Origin of the sequence: Streptomyces sp. NPDC096079 (assembly GCF_040303145.1) — a bacterium.
Classification (GTDB): Bacteria; Actinomycetota; Actinomycetes; order Streptomycetales; family Streptomycetaceae; genus Streptomyces.
Map to the genome: position 1 here is coordinate 309,838 of NZ_JBEOST010000001.1, position 17,828 is coordinate 327,665.

Below are 17,828 nucleotides of genomic sequence, written 5' to 3' on the forward strand. Positions count from 1 at the left end.
TCCCCTCGGAGACGTCACCGTAAGTCACATATCGTGCAAATCGGGAGTAATCGGAGATCACTCTCCGGGCCAGTTCGGCTTCCGCTTCTCGTTGAAGGCCGCGACGCCCTCCGCCCGGTCGCCCGAGAAGGCCACCGAACGCCAGGCCGCGTCCTCGACCTCCAGGCCGGCGCGCAGGTCCAGGCCCTGACCGAGCCGCATCGCCTTCTTCGCGGCGCGCAGGCCCACCGGCGAGTTCGCCGCGATCCGGCCGGCGAGCTCCAGGGCCGCCGTGCGCGCGTCCTCCTCCAGGAGGTCGACGAGCCCGAGCTCACGGGCCTCGGCGGCCTCCACCCGGCGGGCCGTGAAGACCAGCTCGGCGGCGCGCGCCGCGCCCACCCGGCGCGGCAGCAGCTGCGTACCGCCGCCGCCGGGGATGACGCCCACGGAGACCTCGGGGAGGCCGACGACGGCGGTCGCGTCGGCCACGATGACGTCGCAGGCGAGCGCGAGCTCGAAGCCGCCGCCGAGGGCGAAGCCGTGCACGGCGGCGACGGTCGGCATGGGCAGCTCCAGGACGCCCGTGTAGCAGGCGCGGGCGGTCGGGCGCTGGCGGACGAGCTCGGCGTCGGTGAAGGAGTTGCGCTCCTTCAGGTCGGCGCCGACGCAGAAGGCGCGGTCGTTCGAGGAGGTCAGGACGGTGACGCGGACCTCGGGGTCGGCGGCGAGGGCGTCGCAGGCGGCCCCGATGGAGCGGGCCATCTCGGAGGAGACGGCGTTCATGGCCTTGGGCCGGTCGAGGACCAGCTCCGCGACGTGACCGTCCTTCCGGACCACCACGAACTCACCAAAGCGCTGCTCGGACATGACCGCACACCCTCCCGGTTCAGGCCTGTTAACGGCTGTTAACAGGCGTTCACCGGGAGATCCTAGGACGGGCGGCGGCTCAGGAGCCAGGGTTCGACGACTCCGAGCCCGCGGACCGGGCGCTGCCACATCGGCTGGAGCGCGAAGCGGTACGTGTCGGCCGCGCGGCCCTCCTTCTCCGCACGGGCCGCCTCCTCGGCCGCCGCCGCCTCCGAGGCGGGCGCCTCCCGCGTCCTGGTCAGCTCCTCCGCGAGCGCGCCGTCGACGAGGACGGCGTCCTTCGGGGCTATCGAGGTCAGCCGGCTGGCGAGGTTCACGGTGGTGCCGAAGACATCGCCCATCCGGGTCGTGACGGTGCCGAAGGCGATGCCGACGCGCAGCGCGGGCATCGTCTCGTCGTGGCTCAGGGTCTCGATGAGCCGGAGCGCGATCTCGGCGGCCGTGCCGGCGTCGTCGGCGCAGTACAGGACCTCGTCGCCGAGGGTCTTGATGAGCCGGCCGCCGTGCGCGGCGACCAGGTCGGCGCAGGTGGTCTCGAAGGCCTCGACGAGCTCGCCGAGCTCCTCCTCCTCCAGGCGGCGGGTCAGCCGGGTGAAGCCGACGAGGTCCGCGAAGCCCACGGCGAGCCGCCGGTCGACCATCTCCTCGTCGTCGGCGGCCTGGACGACCCGGCCGGTGGCGGCGGCGAGCTGCCGGCGCCACACGTAGATCAGGAACTCCTCCAGCTCGGGCAGGAGCAGCTCGACCAGCGGGTACGTGACCTCGGTGCGGGTCATGCCGGGCTCGGGCGGCTCGGTGAGGCCCTCCAGGAAGGAGTCGATCTGCCACTCGGCGAGGCGCGCGGTGGTCTGTCCGGTGGACCGGGCGACCTGCACGGCCATGGGCTCGCTGAGCAGCCCGGCCTCGACGAGGCCGGCGAGCCGCCGCAGGGCGAGGACGTCGGCCTCGGTGAGCGCCTTGGCCTGGCCGATGTCGGCGAAGCCCATGGCGCGCCAGAAGCGGGAGGCGAGCTCCATGGAGACGCCGGCGGTGCGCGCGGCCTGGAAGGGGGTGTAGCGGCGGTCGGCCCCGAGGATGAGCTGTTCGAGGCGGATGGCGAGGGGGTCGTGGCTGGGTTCGGCCGTGTGGTCGACCTCGTGGTGGGGGGTGGGGTACGTCGGCGGTCCGGCCGGCTCGGCGCCGTCGCCCGCGTTCGCGTCGTCGACGGTCACCGGCCGCCTCCTGCCCGTTCCCTGCCGCTGCCCACTTGTCCTGCCGATCTGTCGCCGTGGATCGCGCTCCACGATACGACAGGTGTGTGCTGGCTCACGCGCGATCGGCGGCCGCCCGTGCGGGCCCTCCGGGTGAACGGCCCGGAGGGCGCGGCACCGGGTCAGGTCCTGAGGTGGACGATGTCGCCCGCTCCGACCGCTTCCGTTCCGCCGCCCTCCGTGGCGACGACCAGGCGGCCGTCGCCGTCGAGGGCCACGGCCTCTCCTTCCAGCATGCGCTCACCGGGCAGCTCGGCGCGGACGCGGCGGCCGAGGGTGGCGCAGCCGGCCGCGTAGGCCGCCTGGAGGCCGGAGGCGGCCGGGTCGCCGTCGGCACGCGTCCAGTCGCCGTACCACTGGGCGAGGGAGCGCAGGACGGCCCGCAGGAGGGTGTCGCGGTCGGTGGAGACGGCACCGGCGAGGAGCAGGGAGCCGGCCGCCGGGACGGGCAGCTCGTCCTCGCGGAGGGTGACGTTGATGCCGAGGCCGACGACGATGCCGTCCTCTCCGGCCCGCTCGGCGAGGATGCCGCCGGTCTTGCGTTCCTCGCCCGCGACGGAAACCAGTACGTCGTTGGGCCACTTGAGGGAGGTGTCGACGCCGGCGGCCTTCGCGAGGCCGGTGGCGGCGGCGACACCGGTGAGCAGCGGCAGCCAGCCCCAGCGGTGGACGGGCACGTCCGGCTTGAGGAGCACGGAGAGGAAGAGGCCGGAGCGCGCGGGCGCGGTCCAGGTGCGGTCGAGCCGCCCGCGGCCCGTGGTCTGCTCCTCGGCGACGAGCACGGCGCCTTCGGGCAGTTCGTCGGCCCGGGCGGCGAGGTCGCTGTTGGTGGAGCCGGTGGTGGTGACCACGTCGAGCGAGGTCCAGAGTCCGTCGGGGAGGACGAGCGCACGGCGCAGCGCGGCGGCGTTCAGCGGAGGCCGGTCGAGGTCGGACCAGGGTCCGCCGGAGCCTTGAGAGGACGTCATGCAAGCCAGACTAGGTGTGGCAAAGACCGCAGTGCCGAACCGTATCGGCGTCGATACGCTACGGGTCAGTAGGCCAGCAGTAGCCCATTCGTAGTCAACGAACCCCCCGTGACCAGGCAGGGAGCCGCATCCCGATGTCCGAGCCGGCAGAGCAGTACGAGATCGACATTCACACGACCGCGGGCAAGATCGCGGACCTCAGGCGCCGTATCGACGAGGCCACGCACGCCGGCTCGGAGCGGGCCGTGGAGAAGCAGCACGCGAAGGGCAAGCTGACCGCGCGGGAGCGGATCGCCCTGCTCCTGGACGAGGGCTCGTTCGTGGAGCTGGACGAGCTGGCGCGCCACCGCTCGACGAACTTCGGGCTGGAGAAGAACCGGCCGTACGGCGACGGTGTCGTCACCGGCTACGGCACGGTGGACGGGCGTCCGGTCGCCGTGTTCTCGCAGGACTTCACCGTCTTCGGCGGCGCGCTGGGCGAGACGTACGGCCAGAAGATCATCAAGGTGATGGACTTCGCGCTGAAGACGGGCTGCCCCGTCATCGGCATCAACGACTCCGGCGGCGCCCGCATCCAGGAGGGGGTGAGCGCGCTCGGCATGTACGGCGAGATCTTCCGGCGGAACACGCACGCGTCGGGCGTCATCCCCCAGATCTCGCTGGTCGTGGGTCCCTGCGCGGGCGGTGCGGTGTACTCGCCCGCGATCACCGACTTCACGGTGATGGTGGACCAGACCTCGCACATGTTCATCACCGGTCCCGACGTCATCAAGACCGTCACCGGCGAGGACGTGGGCTTCGAGGAGCTGGGCGGCGCCCGCACGCACAACGCGACCTCGGGCGTGGCGCACCACATGGCGGGCGACGAGAAGGACGCGATCGAGTACGTCAAGTCCCTGCTCTCGTACCTTCCTTCGAACAATCTCTCGGAGCCGCCGGCCTTCCCGGAGGTCGCGGACACCGAGGTGACGGACGAGGACCGCGAGCTGGACGCGCTGATCCCGGACTCGGCGAACCAGCCGTACGACATGCACAAGGTCATCGAGCACGTCCTGGACGACGGCGAGTTCCTGGAGACGCAGGCGCTGTTCGCGCCGAACATCCTGACCGGCTTCGGCCGGGTCGAGGGCTTCCCCGTGGGTGTCGTCGCGAACCAGCCGATGCAGTTCGCGGGCTGCCTGGACATCGACGCGTCGGAGAAGGCCGCGCGGTTCGTGCGCACCTGTGACGCCTTCAACATCCCGGTGCTCACCTTCGTGGACGTGCCGGGCTTCCTGCCCGGCGTCGACCAGGAGTACGGCGGCATCATCCGGCGCGGCGCGAAGCTGATCTACGCGTACGCGGAGGCGACGGTCCCGCTGATCACCGTCATCACGCGGAAGGCGTTCGGCGGCGCGTACGACGTCATGGGCTCCAAGCACCTGGGCGCCGACCTGAACCTGGCGTGGCCGACGGCGCAGATCGCGGTCATGGGCGCGCAGGGCGCGGTGAACATCCTGCACCGGCGGACGATCGCCGAGGCGGAGGACCAGGAGACGGAGCGGGCGCGGCTCATGCAGGAGTACGAGGACGCGCTGCTCAACCCGTACATCGCGGCCGAGCGCGGTTACATCGACGGTGTGGTCCTGCCGTCGGACACGCGCCCGCAGATCGTGAAGGGCCTGCGTCAGCTGCGGACGAAGCGGGAATCCCTGCCTCCGAAGAAGCACGGCAACATCCCGCTCTAGCCCGTCCCGACCCTCAAGGAGCCGACATGATCAAGGTCGTACGAGGCAACCCGACTCCGGAGGAGTTGGCCGCCGCACTGGCGGTGGTCCAAGCCCGGGCCGCGGCCACGGCGGCGGCGTCCGCCGGTGCGGGCGGCCCGGTGGTGCCGGAGGGGTGGTCGGACCCGTCCCGCATCGCGCGCTCGGTGCGGCACCGGCCGGGCCCGCGGTCCTGGGCGCGGTCGTACTGGCCCGTGTAGTCGTCGCGGCGTGAGAGAGGCCGGACCCCGTGTGCGGGGGGTCCGGCCTTTCGCGTGCCCGGGCGCCGGTCGCGTACGGCGGGGAGGGCACCGGTCGCGTACGGCGGAGGAAGGCACCGGTCGCGTACGGCGGAGGAAGGCACCGGTCACGTGCGGCGGAGGAACACGCCCGCCAGTACGGCTCCGGCGGCGACGATCGCGGCGTTGACGAGGACCGCGAGGCCGATGCCGTCGAGGAGGACGGGCGCGGTGACGACGACGGCGCTCATGATCGGGGTGCCCATGGTGATGCCGACCTGCTGGGTCATGGTGGCGAGTCCGGTCGCCATGCCCTGCTCCGTGTCGGGGAGGCCCGAGGTGGCGGTGACCATGAAGCCGACGATGGCGAGCATGTTGCCGACGCCGCCGGCGAAGGTCGCGGCGAGCAGCAGCGCGAGGCCGGAGCGGTCGTCGCCGAGCCCGTACAGGGCGAGGGTGGCGAGGGCCTGGAGGAGGCCGCCGGCGACGAGGGCGGCGCGGGCGCCGAAGCGGCCGATGAAGCGGGAGGCGGTCACGCCGCCGAGGACCGTGCCGGCGCCGAGGACGCCGAAGGAGAGTCCGGCGGCGAGCGGGGAGAAGCCGAGGACGTCCTGGAGGTAGAGGGTCATCAGGAAGACCAGGGAGGTCTCGGTGACGAAGGCGACGAGCCCGGCGAGGTTGCCCCAGACGACGGTGCGGCGCTTGAGGACGTGGATCGGGACGAGCGGGGAGGCGGCCCGGCGTTCGACGAGGACGAAGGCGGCGAGGAGCGCCGCTCCGACGGCGAGGGCGGTGAGTGCGGTGGGATCGGTCCAGCCGTGCTCGCCGGTGACGGTGAGGCCGTAGACGAGGGCGAGGAGTCCGCCGGTGACGGTGATCGCGCCGGGCACGTCGAGGCGGGGCCGGACGGCCGGGCGGCTCTCCTTGAGGACGGCGGGGGCGACGAGGAGCACGGCGAGGGCGACGGGCACGTTGACGAAGAAGGCCCAGCGCCAGGAGAGCAGGTCGGTGAGGACGCCGCCGAGGATCGCGCCGGTGGTGAAGCCCGCGGACATGAGGGCGCCGTTCAGGCCGAGCGCCCTGGCCCGCAGGGGGCCCTCGGGGAAGGACGAGGTGAGCAGGGCGAGTCCCGCGGGGGTGACGGCGGCGGTGGCGAGGCCCTGGGCGACCCGGGCGGCCATGAGCGTCTCGGGGCCGGTGGCGAGGCCTCCGGCGAGCGAGGAGGCGCCGAGGAGGGCCATGCCGCCGAGGAAGAGGCGGCGGCGGCCGACGAGGTCGGCGACGCGCCCGAGGAGCAGGGTGAATCCCGCGGCGGCGAGGGCGAAGGCGGTGGCGATCCACTGGAGCCCGCCGAGGCCGAAGCCGAGTCCTTGGCCGATGACGGGCAGGGCGACGTTCAGGATCGAGAAGTCGACGGCCAGCATGAACTGGGCGAGGAGGAGGACGACGAGGACGAGCCGCATCCGGCCGGTCATCCGGGCTTCGGCGGGGGCGGTGGGGGCGGGGAGATCCAGGGCAACCATGCGAACGACCCCTTAATGGGAGAATGGTTCCGTTAAGATGTCCCGTACCGTAGCAGAGTGGCAGGCGTTAATGGAACAGGAGACCCGTTTGACTGAGAGCCGGCCGGCCTCGCCCGGCACCATGCGCCCCGGCGGCCGCACCGCCAAGGTCCGCAGGGCGGTCCTCGACGCCACCCTGGACGCCCTCGCCGACACCGGCTTCCACGCCCTGAACATGGACCGGATCGCCGCGAGCGCGGGCGTCGGCAAGACCACCGTGTACCGCCGCTGGGGCTCCCCCGTCGGCCTGGTCACCGACCTCCTGCACGACATGGCGGAGCAGTCGCTGCCCGCCTCCGACACCGGCAGCCTCGCGGGCGACCTGCGGGCCAACGCCGAACTCGTCCGGGCCACCCTCGTGGACCCGCGGATGGGCGCGGTCTTCCGCGCGGTCATCGCCGCGGCGGCCTGCGACGAGGAGTGCGCCCTCGCCCTCGCCGGCTTCTACCGGACCCGGCTCGCCGAATGGGCCCCGGTCGTCGTCCGCGGCGCGGAGCGCGGCGAGATCCCGGCGGGCACGGACCCCGTCGAGCTCCTGCGCGCCGTCTCCGCGCCGCTCTACTACCGCTTCGCGGTCACCCGCGAGGAGCTCGACGGCGCCGTCGCGGAACGCGCGGTGACGGCGGCTCTGGTGGCGGCGCGGGACGGGGTGTTCGTACGGGAGTGAGGCCGCGGTCCGCCCGGACCTGAGCCTCCCGGGACGTGCCCCCTCCGCGAATGGTCCTTCCGCACAGGTGCGCCTGAGTATCCGTACTCAGGCGCACCGGCCGCCCCGGCAGCAGGATCGGGACCATGCTGTGGTCGGACCCGGAGAACAAGCCGCCGAAGTTCCTCCGCGAGATGCAGGCGCTGATCAGTCGTACGGGTGTGCTGCTCGCCGTGGCCGCGGTCCTGGCCGTACTCCTGACCGGCACGCGCTGAAGGGCACCGGCGGCGGACCGACCCGATTACGCTGCCCCCATGACTGCTGATCCGCGCCGTGTCGTGCTCGCCTCCGCCTCCCCCGCCCGGCTCGGTCTGCTCCGGCAGGCCGGACTCGCCCCCGAGGTGATCGTGAGCGGCGTCGACGAGGACAAGGTCCACGCCCCGACCCCGGCCGAGCTGGCGCTCGCCCTCGCGGAGGCGAAGGCCGCCCATGTCGCCGCCCGGCCCGAGGCGTTCGGCGCGCTCGTGATCGGCTGCGACTCGGTCCTGGAGCTCGACAAGCAGGCCCTGGGGAAGCCGGCCGACGCCGAGGAGGCCACCGCCCGCTGGAAGGCCATGCGGGGCAGGGTCGGCATCCTGCAGACCGGCCACTGCGTGTACGACACGGCCGCCAAGCGCTTCGAGTCGGCGACGGCCTCCACGGTGGTCCGCTTCGGCGAGCCGACGGACGAGGAGATCGCCGCCTACGTGGCGAGCGGCGAACCGCTCCACGTGGCGGGCGCGTTCACCCTGGACGGCCGCTCGGCGCCGTTCATCGACGGCATCGACGGCGACCCGGGCAATGTGATCGGCCTGTCCCTGCCGCTGCTGCGCCGGCTCCTGCGCAAGCTGGACGTCGAGATCACCGACCTCTGGGCCTGAGGTCAGGCGGCGGCCGGCCCCTCGGCCGCCGCGTCCTCCTTGCCGTAGACCACCAGGGTGAGGACGACGAGTCCGAGGACGGCCACCAGGAAGGCGAAGGCGGTCCAGCCGAGCAGGGCGACGGCGACGGCGCCGAGGACGCCGTGGACGATCGCGCAGCCGATGAGGAGGGCCCGGCCGAAGCGGCCCGGACGGCGGTCGCGGAGCCCCGCGACGAGGGCGACCAGGGCGCACACCAGGAGGGCGATGCCGGAGGCGATGCCGAGTCCCCAGGTGCCGGCGACCATCGCGTCGGGGTCCATGCCGTCGAGGGACATCGACTGGGCTTCCAGGAATCCCGCCATCACGGCGTTGATCGCGACGATGCCGGGCGCTTCGAGGAAGAGCACCGCGGCCGTCACGAGCGCTATCGGTCTGCGGGCCACCTCGGCCACCCCCTGGAATCGCCGGTTACCGCCAGTACGTTCGACAGCGCGAAGGCTACTGGCCGGTAAACCCCCGGACAAGAGTTCACGCACGGCGGGACACGACGGACACGGAGGCAAAGAATCGACGAGCCATTCGTAGGGACTCCACAAAGAAACCCGAATGGCCCCTGGTCCCACGAACAGAGACCTGCGCCACACCTCGGAGCTACTGTGCCGTAAAGGAACCCTGCGTACCGTGGTGCGACAAGGGAATTCACGACCCGAGCGGGCCCGGGGTCACGCTCCGTGTGGGCAAGCTCACCACTGGGGACGGGTCGAAAGGCCGTGTCGGCAGTCCCTAAACTCAGCTTGTTTCAAGGAGGGAGCCATCGTGCGCAAGGTGCTCATCGCCAACCGTGGCGAAATCGCTGTCCGTGTGGCCCGGGCGTGCCGGGACGCCGGCATCGGCAGCGTGGCCGTGTACGCCGATCCGGATCGGGATGCCCTGCATGTCCGGGCGGCTGACGAGGCGTTCGCTCTGGGCGGTGACACCCCGGCCACCAGTTACCTGGACATGGCCAAGGTGCTGCAGGCCGCGAAGGACTCGGGCGCGGACGCCGTCCACCCCGGCTACGGATTCCTTTCCGAGAACGCGGAGTTCGCCCAGGCCGTCCTGGACGCGGGCCTGACGTGGATCGGCCCGCCGCCGCAGGCCATCCGGGACCTCGGCGACAAGGTCGCCGCCCGGCACATCGCGCAGCGCGCCGGCGCCCCGCTGGTCGCCGGCACGCCGGACCCGGTCTCGGGCGCCGAAGAGGTCGTGGCCTTCGCCCAGGAGCACGGCCTGCCGATCGCGATCAAGGCCGCCTTCGGCGGTGGCGGTCGCGGCCTGAAGGTCGCCCGCACCCTCGAAGAGGTCCCCGAGCTGTACGACTCCGCCGTCCGTGAGGCCGTCGCGGCCTTCGGCCGGGGCGAGTGCTTCGTCGAGCGCTACCTCGACAAGCCCCGCCACGTCGAGACCCAGTGCCTCGCCGACACCCACGGCAACGTGGTCGTCGTCTCGACCCGTGACTGCTCGCTCCAGCGCCGCCACCAGAAGCTCGTCGAGGAGGCCCCGGCGCCGTTCCTGACGGACGCGCAGAACGCCGAGCTGTACGCGGCGTCGAAGGCGATCCTGAAGGAGGCCGGCTACGTCGGCGCCGGCACGGTCGAGTTCCTCGTCGGCACGGACGGCACGATCTCCTTCCTGGAGGTCAACACCCGACTCCAGGTCGAGCACCCGGTGACCGAGGAGGTCGCGGGCATCGACCTGGTCCGTGAGATGTTCCGGATCGCCGACGGCGAGGAGCTCGGCTACGACGACCCGGCCATAAGGGGTCACTCCTTCGAGTTCCGCATCAACGGCGAGGACCCGGGCCGCAACTTCCTCCCGGCCCCCGGCACGGTCACCCTGTTCCAGGCGCCGACCGGCCCCGGTGTCCGCCTCGACGCGGGCGTCGAGTCCGGCTCGGTGATCGGCCCGGCCTGGGACTCGCTCCTGGCCAAGCTGATCGTCACCGGTGCCACCCGCGAGCAGGCCCTGCAGCGCGCGGCCCGCGCGCTCGCCGAGTTCAAGGTCGAGGGCATGGCCACGGCCATCCCGTTCCACCAGGCCGTCGTCGTCGACCCCGACTTCACCGCCGACCCGTTCCGGGTCCACACGCGGTGGATCGAGACGGAGTTCGTCAACGAGATCAAGCCCTTCGCCCCCGCCGGCGCGGACACGGACGAGGACGAGGCGGGCCGCGAGACGATCGTCGTCGAGGTCGGCGGCAAGCGCCTTGAGGTCTCCCTGCCGTCCTCCCTCGGCATGACGCTGGCGCGCACGGGCCTGGCGGCCGGTGCGAAGCCCAAGCGTCGCGCGGCGAAGAAGTCCGGTCCGACCGCCTCGGGCGACACCCTCGCGTCCCCGATGCAGGGCACGATCGTGAAGGTCGCGGTCGAGGAGGGCCAGGAAGTCAAGGAGGGCGACCTGATCGTCGTCCTGGAGGCCATGAAGATGGAGCAGCCGCTGAACGCCCACCGTTCCGGCACCGTCAAGGGCCTGTCCGCCGAGGTCGGCGCCTCCGTCACCTCCGGTGCCACCATCTGCGACATCAAGGACTGACGCCGCAAGCAGTACGGTACGAAGGGCCCGCAGGCAGCCGCCTGCGGGCCCTTCGTCGAGGGGACCGTTCCGCCCATGCGTGCCGACGCCCGCCGCAACCACGAGCGACTGCTCATCGAAGCCCGCGCCGCCTTCGCGGCCCAGGGCGCGGACGCGCCCCTCGAAGAGGTCGCGCGGCGCGCGGGCGTGGGGATCGGCACGCTCTACCGCCACTTCCCCACCCGCGCCGACCTGTTGAACGCGGTCTTCCAGGAGGCGCTGGCCGAACTGCTCGACCGCTCGCGGGAGCTGGCCGAGGCGGACGATCCCTGCCGGGCGCTCGTGGAGTGGCTGCGGGCCCTGATCGCGCACGCCGGCGAGTACCGGGGGCTCGCGCACGCGCTGATGTCGGCCTCGTACGACCGGAGTTCGGCCCTGGCGCGGTGCAGCGTCCCGCTGCGCGCGGCGGGCGAGCGGCTGCTCGAATCGGCCCGGAAGGCGGGGCAGGTGCGCGCCGACGTGTCGATCGGCGACCTGATGCAGCTGACCAACGCGATCGCGCTGGCGGCCGAGCAGTGCCCGGAGGACGCGGAGCTGGCGGACCGGCTGCTCGCGCTGACGGTGCGGGGACTGAAGGACTGAGGTCGTACGGGAAGCGGCGTGGGACCCCTGGGGGAGGGTCCCTCGGGTACTGCGGCCGTCGGGGCGGCGTCAGCGGCGGCGCATGTCCGCGACCCGGGCCGTGCGCTCCAGCGTCTCGGCGGCCATGCCGCCGCCCGGTCCCCGGAACTGACCGGCCGCCATCCGCCCGCGCTGGACGGGGAGCGGCACGTCACGGCGGGGGCGGGCGCCCGGGGGGAGCTGCTCACCGCCGGCGGGGCCGGTGGCCGTGCCCGTGCCGGCGACGGCGATCTGCACGCCCTGGTCGGCGAGGGCCTGGAGCTCGGTGGCGGCGCGCTCGTCGTGGGCCGGGGGCTCGTCGGTCACCAGCCGGGTGATGACGTCCGTCGGCACCGTCTGGAACATGGTGTCGGAGCCCAGCTTGGTGTGGTCGGCGAGGACCACGACCTCGGCCGCCGCCTGGACGAGCGCCCGGTCCACGCTCGCGGAGAGCATGTTGGACGTGGACAGGCCGCGCTCGGCGGTCAGGCCGCTCCCGGAGAGGAAGGCCCGGGAGACCCGGAGCCCCTGGAGCGACTGCTCGGCCCCGCTGCCCACGAGCGCGTAGTTGGAGCCGCGCAGGGTGCCGCCGGTCATGACGACCTCGACCCGGTTGGCGTGGGCGAGGGCCTGGGCGACAAGCAGGGAGTTGGTGACGACGGTGAGTCCGGGCACGCGGGCGAGCCGGCGGGCCAGCTCCTGCGTGGTCGTCCCGGCGCCGACGACGATGGCCTCGCCCTCTTCGACGAGGCTCGCGGCGACGTCGGCGATGGCCGTCTTCTCCGCTGTGGCGAGATGGGATTTCTGCGGGAAGCCGGATTCTCGCGTGAATCCACCCGGCAGCACCGCACCGCCGTGACGGCGGTCGAGGAGTCCTTCTGCCTCCAGGGCCCGTACGTCTCTCCGTACGGTCACTTCAGAGGTCTGGACGACGCGGGCGAGCTCGCGGAGCGACACGGCCCCATTGGCTCGCACCATTTCGAGGATCAACTGGCGACGTTCTGCAGCGAACACGAAACTGACAGTAACGTGACCGGCCGATAGTTTTCAGCAGTATGCGCCGAATTGCAGAAGATGCGCACAGACGGGGCCTCCAAGTGGTATGGGAGACCTCTTCGTTGATCGTTCTATGCCCCGCCTTGCCGGGGGTTGTCCGAGTCGGCGAACCGTTCCCGCAGGCGGGACCCCGCCCGCACCCGGACGCCACACCCTGCCCGCCGCCTTTCGGGTGTGCCACTGCCGTGCGCGTCCGCGACCGAGCGCGACCGGACGAGGTAAGCGGTGAAAGCATTTGCGACGCCTTTGCCCTTCCGGCCCGGGAAGGACGGCGGGGCCGGGGGTGAGGGACCGTGCAGTCCCTCGCCCCCGGCCCCGGCGCGTCGGCTCAGGCCTCGCCCGTCGCCTTCCGGGTGTGCAGCTGGCGCGCCACTTCCGCGATCGAGCCCGACAGGGAGGGGTACACGGTGAACGCGTTGGCGATCTGCTCGACCGTCAGGTTGTTGTCGACCGCGATCGAGATCGGGTGGATCAGTTCGCTGGCCTTCGGGGCGACGACGCAGCCGCCGACCACGATGCCGGTGCCCGGACGGCAGAAGATCTTCACGAAGCCGTCCCGGATGCCCTGCATCTTCGCGCGGGGGTTGCGCAGCAGCGGCAGCTTGACGACCTTGGCGTCGATCTTGCCCGCGTCCACGTCGGCCTGGGTGTAGCCGACGGTGGCGATCTCCGGGTCGGTGAAGACGTTCGAGGAGACGGTCTTCAGGTTGAGCGGGGCCACCGCGTCGCCGAGGAAGTGGTACATCGCGATCCGGCCCTGCATGGCGGCGACCGAGGCGAGCGCGAAGACGCCCGTGACGTCGCCGGCCGCGTACACGCCGGGGGCGCTCGTGCGGGAGACCTTGTCGGTCCAGATGTGACCGGAGTCCTTCAGCCGGACACCCGCCTCCTCCAGACCCATTCCGGCCGAGTTCGGGATCGCGCCGACGGCCATCAGGCAGTGCGTGCCGGAGATGACCCGGCCGTCCGCGAGGGTGACCTCGACGCGGTCGCCGACCCGCTTGGCCGACTCGGCGCGGGAGCGGGCCATGACGTTCATGCCGCGGCGCCGGAAGACGTCCTCCAGGACGGCGGCGGCGTCCGGGTCCTCGCCCGGGAGGACGCGGTCGCGGGAGGAGACGAGGGTGACCCGGGAGCCGAGCGCCTGGTAGGCGCCGGCGAACTCGGCGCCGGTGACGCCGGAGCCGACCACGATGAGCTCCTCGGGAAGCTCCTTGAGGTCGTAGACCTGGGTCCAGTTCAGGATGCGCTCGCCGTCCGGCTTGGCGTCGGGCACCTCGCGCGGGTGGGCGCCGGTCGCGATCAGCACCGCGTCGGCGGTCAGCGTCTCCTCGGTGCCGTCGGCGGCGGTGACGACCACCTGGCGGGAGCCGTCCACGGCCTGCCGGCCGGAGAGCCGGCCGCGGCCGCGCAGGACACGGGCGCCGGCCCGGGTCACGGAGGCGGTGATGTCGTGGGACTGGGCGAGCGCGAGGCGCTTCACCCGTCGGTTCACCTTGCCGAGGTCCACGCCGACGACACGGGCGGCCTGCTCGATGTGCGGGGTGTCGTCCGCGACGATGATGCCCAGCTCCTCGTAGGAGGAGTCGAAGGTGGTCATCACCTCGGCGGTGGCGATCAGGGTCTTCGAGGGAACGCAGTCGGTCAGGACGGACGCGCCGCCGAGGCCGTCGCAGTCGACGACGGTCACCTCCGCGCCGAGTTGGGCGCCCACCAGGGCCGCCTCGTATCCGCCGGGTCCGCCGCCGATGATCACGATCCGGGTCACTGGGATCTACGCCTCGCGCTCTCGTTCTGCCGGGGGGTCCCCCCGCTGGGATGCAGTGCGTACGCCATTGTCCCGCACGCTTCAAGTGCGTACCCCATTCTCCCGCACGCCCGGCACTGCCTCGCGCCGGGGGCTCCGATGCCGCCCGGACGGCCCCCACCCCGTCCTTCGCCGGACACCCCGCCCCCTCCCGTACCCTCGGTCCCATGTCGCTCTACGCCGCTTTCGCCGGCAACCTCGACGCGCGGCTGATGAGCCGCCGCGCACCGCACTCCCCGCTGCGCGGCACCGGCTGGCTGAACGGCTGGCGTCTGACCTTCGGCGGAGAGCAGATGGGCTGGGAGGGAGCGCTGGCCACCATCGTGGAGGCCCCCCGGTCGCAGGTCTTCGTGGCGCTGTACGACATCGCGCCGATGGACGAGGACTCCATGGACCGCTGGGAGGGCGTCGGGCTCGACATCTACCGGCGGATGCGGGTGCGGGTGCACACCCTGGACGGCGAGGAGGCGGCCTGGGTGTACGTCCTCAACGCGTACGAGGGCGGGCTGCCGTCCGCGCGGTACCTGGGCGAGGTCGCCGACGCGGCCGAGTCGGCGGGCGCGCCGCACGACTACGTGATGGAGTTGCGGAAGCGCCCCTGCTGACCGGGCGGCCACGGTCGGCCCCGCCGGGTTGATCCGACCGGGTGGCCGGAACCCCCCGTTCGTCGGAAACGACAAGACAACGATCGCATGTCCGTCAGCATCGTCATCTACGCGCGTAGGCAATCTCCGGCTACGCTGCTTCGCGTAACAAATCCGTCCGGGGCTCCCCTCGGACCCCCCTCCCCGAGGCGAGAGAGTCAGTGAACGCAACTGCCACCCCGTACGAGGCCGCCGAGGCCGCTGCCGCACGTCTTCGCGAGCTGACCGGCGTCGAGAACCACGACGTCGCCCTGGTCATGGGCTCCGGCTGGGCCCCGGCCGTCGACGCCCTCGGCGCCCCCGAGGCCGAGTTCCCGGTGACCGAGCTCCCCGGCTTCCCGCCGCCGGCCGTCGAGGGCCACGGCGGCAAGGTCCGCTCGTACAAGATCGGTGAGAAGCGCGCGCTGGTCTTCCTCGGCCGCACCCACTTCTACGAGGGCCGGGGCGTCGCCTCCGTCGCCCACGGCGTCCGCACCGCCGTCGCCGCCGGCTGCAAGACCGTCGTCCTGACCAACGGCTGCGGCGGCCTCCGCGAGGGCATGCGCCCCGGCCAGCCGGTCCTGATCAGCGACCACATCAACCTGACGGCGGCCTCCCCGATCGTCGGCGCGAACTTCGTCGACCTCACCGACCTGTACTCGCCGCGTCTGCGCGCGCTGTGCAAGGAGGTCGACGAGACGCTGGAGGAGGGCGTGTACGTCCAGTTCCCCGGCCCGCACTACGAGACCCCGGCCGAGATCAACATGGTCCGCGTCCTGGGCGGCGACCTGGTCGGCATGTCCACCGTCCTGGAGGCCATCGCGGCCCGCGAGGCCGGCGCCGAGGTCCTCGGCATCTCGCTCGTCACCAACCTGGCGGCGGGGCTCTCGGGCGAGCCGCTGAACCACGAGGAGGTGCTCCAGGCGGGGCGCGACTCGGCGGCGCGGATGGGTGAGCTGCTGACGCGGGTCCTGGACCGGATCTGACCTCTCCCCCACCCCGCCCCTTCCCGTAACCGGGGCGCTGCCCCGGACCCCGGTCCGCGGGGGCCGGACGGCTGAAGCATCCGGGGCTCCGCCCCGGACCCCGTGCCCTCAAACGCCGGCGGGGCTGGATCTTCCGCCCGCTGGGCGGAAACTCAGCCCGCCCGGCGTTTGAGGGCACGGCCGTCAGGCCGTACGGGGGCCTGGGGGCTTGCCCCCAGTTCGGGAAGGGGCGGGGTGGGGAAAGGCTCCGCGCAGCGGTCCACCCCCACCGGCCCGCCCCGCCCGCCCCGCCGCCCACCCGGCCCGTACCACCGAAAGGCACACCGTGACGCAGGACGACCTCCTCACCCGAGCCCGGACCTGGCTCGCCGAGGACCCCGACCCGGAGACCCGCGAGGAGCTCTCGCGGCTGATCGAGGCCGGTGCCACCGACGAGCTCGCCGCCCGTTTCGGCGGCACGCTCCAGTTCGGCACCGCCGGTCTCCGCGGCGAGATCGGCGCCGGGCCGATGCGGATGAACCGCTCGGTCGTCATCCGCGCCGCCGCGGGCCTGGCCGCGTACCTCAAGGCGAAGGGCCAGGACGGCGGTCTCGTCGTCATCGGCTACGACGCCCGCTACAAGTCCGAGGACTTCGCCCGCGACACCGCCGCCGTGATGACCGGCGCCGGGCTGCGCGCCGCGCTGCTCCCCCGCCCGCTGCCGACGCCCGTCCTCGCGTACGCCATAAGGCATCTGGGCGCCGTCGCCGGCGTCGAGGTGACCGCGAGCCACAACCCGCCGCGGGACAACGGCTACAAGGTCTATCTGGGCGACGGCTCGCAGATCGTGCCCCCGGCCGACGCGGAGATCGCCGCCGAGATCGACGCCATCCGGTCGCTGCACGACGTGCCCCGGCCCGAGAGCGGCTGGGAGACCCTCGGGGACGAGGTCCTGGCGGCCTACCTGGAGCGTACGGACGCCGTCCTGACCCCCGGCTCCCCCCGGACCGCGCGGACCGTCTACACGGCCATGCACGGCGTCGGCAAGGACGTCCTGACGGCCGCGTTCGCCCGGGCCGGCTTCCCGCCGCCCGCGCTCGTCGCCGAGCAGGCCGACCCGGACCCGGCCTTCCCGACGGTCGCCTTCCCGAACCCGGAGGAGCCGGGCGCCATGGACCTGGCCTTCGAGGCCGCCCGCGCCGTGGACCCCGACCTCGTCATCGCGAACGACCCGGACGCGGACCGCTGCGCCGTCGCCGTTCCGGACGCGGACGTCGAGGGCGGCTGGCGGATGCTCCGCGGCGACGAGGTGGGCGCGCTGCTCGCCGCGCACCTGGTGCACAAGGGCGCCACCGGCGTGTTCGCCGAGTCGATCGTGTCCTCCTCGCTGCTCGGCCGGATCGCCGAGGCGGCGGGCGTCGGCTACGAGGAGACCCTGACCGGCTTCAAGTGGATCGCCCGCGTCGACGGCCTGCGGTACGGATACGAGGAGGCGCTCGGCTACTGCGTCGACCCGGAGGGCGTCCGCGACAAGGACGGCATCACGGCGGCGCTGCTCGTCACCGAGCTGGCCTCGGTGCTCAAGGAGCAGGGCCGGACGCTCTCCGACCTGCTCGACGACCTCGCCGTGGCGCACGGTCTGCACGCCACGGACCAGCTGTCGGTGCGGGTGGAGGACCTCGGGATCATCGCGAACGCGATGGCGGCGCTGCGCGAGCGCCCGCCGGTCTCCCTCGCCGGTCTGACGGTCGTCTCGGCCGAGGACCTGACGAAGGGCACCGAGTCGCTGCCGCCGACGGACGGGCTGCGCTACCACCTGGAGGGCGCGTACAAGGCCCGGGTGATCGTCCGCCCCTCCGGCACCGAGCCCAAGCTCAAGTGCTACCTGGAGGTCGTGGTCCCGGTCGGCGACGGGAGCGAGCTGGTGACGGCCCGCGCGACCGGCGCGGAGCTGCTCGCCGCGATCAAGCGCGACCTGGCCGAGGCGGCCGGGCTCTGACACACCGCGC

17 protein-coding genes are annotated in these 17,828 nt (G+C 72.7%); 10 read left to right on the forward strand and 7 right to left on the reverse strand.

Annotated features, from left to right (window positions below; all coding sequences use genetic code 11):
* Positions 1-57: 57 nt before the first annotated feature.
* The 3 genes from ABTY59_RS01440 to ABTY59_RS01450 form a co-directional block, all read right to left on the reverse strand.
* A complete protein-coding gene (locus ABTY59_RS01440; RefSeq protein ID WP_041130938.1) occupies positions 58-846 on the reverse strand; it encodes an enoyl-CoA hydratase/isomerase family protein in 789 nt (262 codons plus the stop codon).
* Between the two features lie 62 nt (positions 847-908).
* Complete coding sequence (locus ABTY59_RS01445) at positions 909-2,057, reverse strand: adenylate/guanylate cyclase domain-containing protein (protein WP_352016863.1); 1,149 nt, start codon at positions 2,055-2,057, stop codon at positions 909-911.
* A 161-nt stretch (positions 2,058-2,218) separates the two neighbouring features.
* A complete protein-coding gene (locus tag ABTY59_RS01450) occupies positions 2,219-3,064 on the reverse strand; it encodes a biotin--[acetyl-CoA-carboxylase] ligase (protein WP_352016864.1) in 846 nt (281 codons plus the stop codon).
* A gap of 134 nt (positions 3,065-3,198) precedes the next feature.
* Between ABTY59_RS01450 and ABTY59_RS01455 the strand changes: the two genes are divergently transcribed.
* Both ABTY59_RS01455 and ABTY59_RS01460 read left to right on the forward strand, forming a co-directional pair.
* Positions 3,199-4,791, forward strand: coding sequence for an acyl-CoA carboxylase subunit beta (locus tag ABTY59_RS01455; protein WP_352016865.1), 1,593 nt, complete (start codon positions 3,199-3,201; stop codon positions 4,789-4,791).
* A 26-nt stretch (positions 4,792-4,817) separates the two neighbouring features.
* Positions 4,818-5,030 carry an acyl-CoA carboxylase epsilon subunit gene (locus ABTY59_RS01460; RefSeq protein WP_352016866.1) on the forward strand — a complete coding sequence of 71 codons (213 nt, stop codon included), beginning with the start codon at positions 4,818-4,820 and terminating at the stop codon, positions 5,028-5,030.
* Positions 5,031-5,176: 146 nt separating this feature from the next.
* Here ABTY59_RS01460 and ABTY59_RS01465 read toward each other — a convergent pair whose 3' ends face one another.
* On the reverse strand, positions 5,177-6,571 hold the full coding sequence (locus ABTY59_RS01465; RefSeq protein WP_352016867.1) for an MFS transporter: 1,395 nt from the start codon (positions 6,569-6,571) through the stop codon (positions 5,177-5,179).
* Positions 6,572-6,608: 37 nt separating this feature from the next.
* Between ABTY59_RS01465 and ABTY59_RS01470 the strand changes: the two genes are divergently transcribed.
* From ABTY59_RS01470 to ABTY59_RS01480, 3 genes are all read left to right on the forward strand, one after another.
* Complete coding sequence (locus ABTY59_RS01470) at positions 6,609-7,277, forward strand: TetR/AcrR family transcriptional regulator (protein ID WP_403536419.1); 669 nt, start codon at positions 6,609-6,611, stop codon at positions 7,275-7,277.
* A 125-nt stretch (positions 7,278-7,402) separates the two neighbouring features.
* On the forward strand, positions 7,403-7,531 hold the full coding sequence (gene mmpB, locus ABTY59_RS01475; RefSeq protein WP_086822151.1) for a morphogenic membrane protein MmpB: 129 nt from the start codon (positions 7,403-7,405) through the stop codon (positions 7,529-7,531).
* A gap of 39 nt (positions 7,532-7,570) precedes the next feature.
* Positions 7,571-8,176, forward strand: a complete 606-nt coding sequence (locus tag ABTY59_RS01480; RefSeq protein WP_190155095.1) for a nucleoside triphosphate pyrophosphatase — start codon at positions 7,571-7,573, stop codon at positions 8,174-8,176.
* Positions 8,177-8,178: 2 nt separating this feature from the next.
* Here the strand turns inward: ABTY59_RS01480 and ABTY59_RS01485 are convergent, their stop codons facing one another.
* Positions 8,179-8,601: a hypothetical protein gene (locus ABTY59_RS01485; protein WP_352016869.1), complete on the reverse strand. Its 423-nt coding sequence runs from the start codon at positions 8,599-8,601 to the stop codon at positions 8,179-8,181.
* A gap of 373 nt (positions 8,602-8,974) precedes the next feature.
* Here ABTY59_RS01485 and ABTY59_RS01490 point away from each other — a divergent pair, with 373 nt between their 5' ends.
* Together ABTY59_RS01490 and ABTY59_RS01495 are read left to right on the forward strand one after the other, a co-directional pair.
* On the forward strand, positions 8,975-10,729 hold the full coding sequence (locus ABTY59_RS01490) for an acetyl/propionyl/methylcrotonyl-CoA carboxylase subunit alpha (protein ID WP_352016870.1): 1,755 nt from the start codon (positions 8,975-8,977) through the stop codon (positions 10,727-10,729).
* Positions 10,730-10,804: 75 nt separating this feature from the next.
* The gene (locus tag ABTY59_RS01495) at positions 10,805-11,350 is read left to right on the forward strand and encodes a TetR/AcrR family transcriptional regulator (RefSeq protein WP_352016871.1); all 546 of its coding nucleotides are present in this window, start codon (positions 10,805-10,807) and stop codon (positions 11,348-11,350) included.
* 69 nt (positions 11,351-11,419) lie between these two features.
* Here ABTY59_RS01495 and ABTY59_RS01500 read toward each other — a convergent pair whose 3' ends face one another.
* Complete coding sequence (locus tag ABTY59_RS01500) at positions 11,420-12,346, reverse strand: DeoR/GlpR family DNA-binding transcription regulator (protein WP_403536428.1); 927 nt, start codon at positions 12,344-12,346, stop codon at positions 11,420-11,422.
* A gap of 406 nt (positions 12,347-12,752) precedes the next feature.
* The gene (locus ABTY59_RS01505; protein ID WP_351190132.1) at positions 12,753-14,192 is read right to left on the reverse strand and encodes an NAD(P)H-quinone dehydrogenase; all 1,440 of its coding nucleotides are present in this window, start codon (positions 14,190-14,192) and stop codon (positions 12,753-12,755) included.
* Between the two features lie 206 nt (positions 14,193-14,398).
* Between ABTY59_RS01505 and ABTY59_RS01510 the strand changes: the two genes are divergently transcribed.
* From ABTY59_RS01510 to ABTY59_RS01520, 3 genes are all read left to right on the forward strand, one after another.
* On the forward strand, positions 14,399-14,836 hold the full coding sequence (locus tag ABTY59_RS01510; RefSeq protein WP_352016873.1) for a gamma-glutamylcyclotransferase family protein: 438 nt from the start codon (positions 14,399-14,401) through the stop codon (positions 14,834-14,836).
* Between the two features lie 200 nt (positions 14,837-15,036).
* A complete protein-coding gene (locus ABTY59_RS01515) occupies positions 15,037-15,840 on the forward strand; it encodes a purine-nucleoside phosphorylase (RefSeq protein ID WP_123455042.1) in 804 nt (267 codons plus the stop codon).
* Positions 15,841-16,165: 325 nt separating this feature from the next.
* Positions 16,166-17,818, forward strand: coding sequence for a phospho-sugar mutase (locus ABTY59_RS01520; protein ID WP_352016874.1), 1,653 nt, complete (start codon positions 16,166-16,168; stop codon positions 17,816-17,818).
* Positions 17,819-17,828 lie beyond the last annotated feature (10 nt).

Coding starts and splice junctions, on each gene's coding strand:
- ABTY59_RS01440 (WP_041130938.1), bottom strand. CDS start 846: ATGTCCGAGCAGCGCTTTGGTGAGTTCGTGGTGGTCCGGAAGGACGGT.
- ABTY59_RS01450 (WP_352016864.1), bottom strand. CDS start 3,064: ATGACGTCCTCTCAAGGCTCCGGCGGACCCTGGTCCGACCTCGACCGG.
- ABTY59_RS01455 (WP_352016865.1), top strand. CDS start 3,199: ATGTCCGAGCCGGCAGAGCAGTACGAGATCGACATTCACACGACCGCG.
- ABTY59_RS01460 (WP_352016866.1), top strand. CDS start 4,818: ATGATCAAGGTCGTACGAGGCAACCCGACTCCGGAGGAGTTGGCCGCC.
- ABTY59_RS01465 (WP_352016867.1), bottom strand. CDS start 6,571: ATGGTTGCCCTGGATCTCCCCGCCCCCACCGCCCCCGCCGAAGCCCGG.
- ABTY59_RS01470 (WP_403536419.1), top strand. CDS start 6,609: ATGTCCCGTACCGTAGCAGAGTGGCAGGCGTTAATGGAACAGGAGACC.
- mmpB (WP_086822151.1), top strand. CDS start 7,403: ATGCTGTGGTCGGACCCGGAGAACAAGCCGCCGAAGTTCCTCCGCGAG.
- ABTY59_RS01480 (WP_190155095.1), top strand. CDS start 7,571: ATGACTGCTGATCCGCGCCGTGTCGTGCTCGCCTCCGCCTCCCCCGCC.
- ABTY59_RS01495 (WP_352016871.1), top strand. CDS start 10,805: ATGCGTGCCGACGCCCGCCGCAACCACGAGCGACTGCTCATCGAAGCC.
- ABTY59_RS01500 (WP_403536428.1), bottom strand. CDS start 12,346: ATGGTGCGAGCCAATGGGGCCGTGTCGCTCCGCGAGCTCGCCCGCGTC.
- ABTY59_RS01510 (WP_352016873.1), top strand. CDS start 14,399: ATGTCGCTCTACGCCGCTTTCGCCGGCAACCTCGACGCGCGGCTGATG.